This is a genomic window from Arthrobacter sp. Hiyo1 (assembly GCF_001263615.2).
Lineage (GTDB): Bacteria > Actinomycetota > Actinomycetes > Actinomycetales > Micrococcaceae > Arthrobacter.
The window spans coordinates 163,578-168,330 of the sequence record NZ_DF952470.1; the positions used below are offsets into that span (position 1 = coordinate 163,578).

A 4,753-nucleotide genomic window follows, 5' to 3' on the forward strand; every position below is an offset into this window, starting at 1 on the left:
TCCAACCATGCCGCGGCGCGCAACGCCGTCGTGCGCTGGTTACTGGAAATTCATCCGGGGATGGGGGTCTGCTGCGGCAGCGGGCGCGACGGGCGCTCGGTGCGGATGGCGTCCTCAAGGAGGGCAACAGGCCGTTCCCAAGCACGGGACCCCGGCTCCATGGTGTCCACGGCGCCGATCAGCATAGCAACAAGGCGCACCATGTCCTCGATGGAAATGTCCCGGCGCAAGGAACCCTGGCCCTGGCCGCGGCTAAGAAGTTCAGCCATGGAATCGATCAAGCCGCCCGTGATGCCCACCAGGAGTCCGCGGCGGCCGGCGACGGCGCCCAGCAGGTTGGCGTCTTCGCTGGCAACCTGCACTACGGCGTCGATCACGTTGATGAGCCCGACGGCGGCATCCATGCCCGCGAGGGACTCTTCCACGACCGGGTCGACATGAAGCCTGAGTTGCCGCGACAGGGCGGCCAGGACGAGTTGTTCCTTGTCAGCGAAGTTGCGGAACAGTGTAGCCGGGCCAACACCTGCGGTGGTGGCGATCGTCTGGAGTGGAACCTCCGGGCCCAGCTCGCGGAAGCACTGGCGCGCCGCCGTGATGATCTTGTCTACATTGCGCGCAGCATCAGCTCTAAGTGGCTTGCGTTCCAAGGGCCGGTCCATGCTGCTCACAGTAGCAACGGAGGGGCTCCAATCACTTTTGTGACATTCTTGCCCGTGAAAGACTGGATTCATGTTGCTTGCCTTTTCAGTCGCCCCGTCCGGCCAGCCCGCTGCTGGCGCCGCATCCGTTGATGGCTCGGTGCACGATGCCGTTGCCGAGGCCGTGAAGATCGTCCGCGAATCCGGGCTTCCCAACCAGACGGACTCGATGTTCACCACCATCGAGGGTGAGTGGGATGAAGTGTTCGACGTCGTCAAGCGCGCCACCGAGGCGGTGAGCAAGTGCGGGAGCCGGGTGTCCCTGGTGATCAAGGCGGATATCCGGCCGGGATATGCGGGGGAGATTACGGGCAAGGTCGAGCGGCTCGAGAAGGCGATCGCCGGCGGGGAATAGGCCCTTCGACTGCGCGCAGGTTCCACACTCGGACTTTGATCAGCCGGGGGTCTCTGATGCCTGCTTGTTGTTGATGGCAATCGCCTCCGATGACTATTGAAACGCCCTTGAGTCGGGAGCTTAAGCTAACAAAATGCGATGCGCGATAACAAGTATTGTTATAAGTTCGCATAAGTTCGTGTACTCACTCCATGGATCCTTCATTGAACCCATTCGCGCCAGGCTCTGGCGTGCGACCCCCGGAACTCGTTGGACGCGACAGTGAGATTAGGGCATTCGATCTGCTGATCGCTCGGACGCGGTCCAACACAACTGGGGATCGCGGAATGGTCCTCTCGGGCCTGCGAGGGGTGGGTAAGACGGTCCTGTTGAATGTCTTCGCTGAGCACGCCCGGCAGAACGACTGGCTCGTAATCCAGCTCGAAGCCCAGCCAGGGGAAGCCGGTAAGGGTGCGACGCGCGCGAAGCTAGCACGCGAACTTGAAGTTGGTGCTCGGCGGCTTCGGGGCAAGCCCGCTTGGGCCTATCTAAAAGAGTCGATGGCTAGTATTGGCAACATCTCCGCCAGCCTCGGCGCTACAGGCGTTTCGGCCTCCGTGACCACGAATCAGGGCAGGGCCGATTCGGGGAATCTCGACATCGATATTGAAGAGCTGGTCGAAGATGTATCCCTGGCCATGCGCAAGGCCCGGGCTGGATTCGGCCTATTCATTGATGAAATGCAGGATCTGGACGAGGAACTACTGACAGTCCTTCTGTCGGTTCAGCATCTCGCCGGGCAGAGGGGATGGCCCTTCTACATCGTCGGTGCAGGTCTCCCCAACCTTCCAGGCAAGATATCAGAGGCCAGGACTTACGGAGAGAGATTGTTTCTCTACAAGACCATCGGCCAGCTCACCGAAGAAGCGGCCGCAGAAGCCCTCACCCTGCCGATCAGCAGGCTAGGCGCATCGACGGCACCCGAAGCATTGTCGATATTGTTGTCCGCGGCCAACGGATACCCCTACTTCCTCCAAATTTATGGGCGTTCCGCGTGGGACGAGGCGCCGGACAAGGTCATTACCGCCGAGGACGCCCAGGTGGCGGTCAGGTACGGAACAAGCGATCTTGACCATGGTTTTTTTGAGGCTCGATGGCAGCGTGCCACTCCTGCTGAACGGGTATACCTGAGGGCGATGGCTCTTGACGGTGAACAGCCTTCGTCCACGGGCGAAATTGCCGCGAGGCTGGGGAAATCTACGAACAAGCTCGCGGTCATTCGGCAGCGACTCATTACAAAGGGCGTGGTCTATGCGCCCGAATACGGATCGATTCAGTTCACGGTCCCGGGAATGGCTGGCTTCATTGAACGCCAGACGGAAGGCTGAGAGGGTCTCCGCTGCCGGTCCTTCCCTCCGGCCCGCACCCGGTGCCAGACTGGGGCCATGTTTGAACACAAGGCCCAGCCCGGCTGGGTGGCCGTGGAGGAATACTTGTCCAACGCCGTCGTCCGCCCGAATGCAGCGCTTAAGCATGCGGTGCAGTCCGCCCTCGACGCCGGGATGCCGCCTATCGAGGTGGCGCCCAACGCCGGCAAGCTGCTCAAGATGCTGGTGCAGTTGTCCGGGGCGCGGCGCGTGCTGGAAATCGGCACCTTGGCTGGCTTCAGCGCGATCTGGATGGCCCAGGGGCTGCCCGACGACGGCCGCCTGGTCACGTGCGAATACCTCCCGAAACACGCCGAAATCGCCCGGGCGAACGTGGACATGGCAGGGATCGGCCACAAAGTGGACATCCGGATCGGCCCGGCTCTGGAGACCCTTGCGGCGCTGGCCGAAGATCCCACGCGGGACGGTCCATTCGACTTTGTCTTCATCGATGCCGACAAGGAGAACGATTCCAACTACCTGGACTGGGCCATCCGGCTCGGGCGGCCGGGGACGGTGATCGTGATGGACAACGTCATCTGGGAGGGTGCCATCCTGGATCCTTCCATGGACGAGGTGAACGCTCCGGGCATCGTGGGGGCTTTGGAGATGATGGGCAAGGATCCTCGCCTCGACGCAACGGCCATCCAAACGGTTGGATCCAAGGGATGGGATGGCTTCGCGGTAGCCCGCGTGGTGTGACGCTAGGCTGAGCGAATGGAATTTACCCTCCGCCCGGCAACCGTGGACGACGCCGAGCCCCTGACCCGCATGCATGTGGCTGCCTGGCGGGAAAGATACGGGCACCTCTTGCCCGAGGAGTTCTTCGCCTTCCGTGAGGCCACCATCAACACGCGGATCGAGAGGCAGCGGGAAGCCTTGGAGGGCTCATACAAGCCGATGCTCGCCCACGACGCCGGCGGTGCCTTGGTGGGCATCGCCTTCGCCCGCGAGGCCCCGGAGGAGGACCGGCCGTGCGAGCTGCAACTGCAGGTGATCTACACCCTGCGTCGCGTGCACGGTTTGGGCGTGGGGCAAGCATTGGTCGACGCCGTGATCGGCAATTCTGCCGCCTTTCTTTGGGTGCTCGAAGACAACCCGCGGGCCCAGGCTTTCTACCGCAAGAACGGCTTCCGGCCTGACGGAACACGCCAGCTCTTGCCGCCCGAATGGCACGAACTGCCGGAGATCCGGATGGTGCGTGCCGCCGTCGGGGGCTGACCGCAAGGCTGCGGCGTCGTCGAGGGCTGACCGCAAGGCTGCGGCGTCAACTAGGGTTGAAGCATGACCGGAAGAAGGCGGCAGTAGTGGCGAAGCGTGGCAAGGGCAGGGGAGCCGGGCAAGCTGCCGGGGTCATCGAGGTGCCCGCGGGCACCAAGCCGAACGGTCCCATGGAGGGCGTCTACTACATCGACACCGGCGACTGCGAGTTGGTTGCCGACCCCGACAATTCCAACGGCTGGCTCCTGAAGATCAACGGTGTCATGAGCTCGCATATCGATGTTGCAGAGCCGCTGTTCCTGGACTTCGAGTACATGCGCTGGATAGCCGCGCTGGTTGAATCCAAATGGCCGCCCGAATCCAAGCCGAAGTTGCGGGCCCTGCATCTCGGCGGCGGAGCATGTTCCCTCGCCCGGTACTTCCACGCCGCCTACCCGGACGCGCGCCAAGTGGTGGTGGAACTCGACGGCAAGCTGGCCGACTACGTGCGCGGTTGGTTCGACCTCCCGAAGGCCCCGCTGCTTCGAATCCGGGTGGGCGAAGCCAGGGAAGTCACGGAAAGCCTCACGCCGGACACCCGCGACCTCATCATCCGGGACGTCTTTGCCGGTGCGCTCACCCCGAGGGCACTCACCACCCGCGAATTCAACGATCACGCGTCGAGGGTGCTGGCGCCGGGCGGGCTCTACGTGGTGAATTCCGGAGATGCGCCCGACCTCAAAAACGCCCGCGAGGACGCCGCCACCATCGCAGACACCTTCGCGCACACCATGATCATCGCCGATCCCGCGATGCTCAAGGGCCGGCGGTACGGGAACATGATCATGGCCGGCAGCCACGAGCCCTTCGGCGACGATCCGCAACTGGCCCGGAAGCTCCTCGGCGGGGCGGTTCCCGCACATATCTGGAACGACGCGAAAGTCCGGGCATTCGCCGTCGGCGCGCAGATCCGGCACGACCCGCGGCCAGCCGCCTGACCGTCACTCACCGAAGGGCTTATATGTGAGCGAGCGTCGGCCGGTTTGGGCTCAGATGTGAGCGAGCGTCCGCCGGTTTGGCTCATATGTGAGCGA

The 4,753-nt window shown here is 63.3% G+C and carries 6 protein-coding genes; 5 read left to right on the forward strand and 1 reads right to left on the reverse strand.

The features are described from left to right. Positions 1–50 precede the first annotated feature (50 nt). Complete coding sequence (locus AHiyo1_RS09720; RefSeq protein ID WP_059388438.1) at positions 51–659, reverse strand: TetR/AcrR family transcriptional regulator; 609 nt, start codon at positions 657–659, stop codon at positions 51–53. 70 nt (positions 660–729) lie between these two features. Here AHiyo1_RS09720 and AHiyo1_RS09725 point away from each other — a divergent pair, with 70 nt between their 5' ends. From AHiyo1_RS09725 to AHiyo1_RS09745, 5 genes are all read left to right on the forward strand, one after another. Beyond that, entirely contained in the window at positions 730–1,053 is a 324-nt protein-coding gene (locus AHiyo1_RS09725; protein ID WP_059388439.1) for a thiamine-binding protein, read from the forward strand. Between the two features lie 191 nt (positions 1,054–1,244). Then, positions 1,245–2,420, forward strand: coding sequence for an ATP-binding protein (locus AHiyo1_RS09730; protein ID WP_059388440.1), 1,176 nt, complete (start codon positions 1,245–1,247; stop codon positions 2,418–2,420). Between the two features lie 57 nt (positions 2,421–2,477). Next, positions 2,478–3,161, forward strand: coding sequence for an O-methyltransferase (locus tag AHiyo1_RS09735; protein WP_059388441.1), 684 nt, complete (start codon positions 2,478–2,480; stop codon positions 3,159–3,161). 15 nt (positions 3,162–3,176) lie between these two features. Next, positions 3,177–3,680 carry a GNAT family N-acetyltransferase gene (locus AHiyo1_RS09740; RefSeq protein ID WP_059388442.1) on the forward strand — a complete coding sequence of 168 codons (504 nt, stop codon included), beginning with the start codon at positions 3,177–3,179 and terminating at the stop codon, positions 3,678–3,680. An 86-nt stretch (positions 3,681–3,766) separates the two neighbouring features. Further along, positions 3,767–4,657: a spermidine synthase gene (locus AHiyo1_RS09745; protein WP_059388443.1), complete on the forward strand. Its 891-nt coding sequence runs from the start codon at positions 3,767–3,769 to the stop codon at positions 4,655–4,657. Positions 4,658–4,753 lie beyond the last annotated feature (96 nt).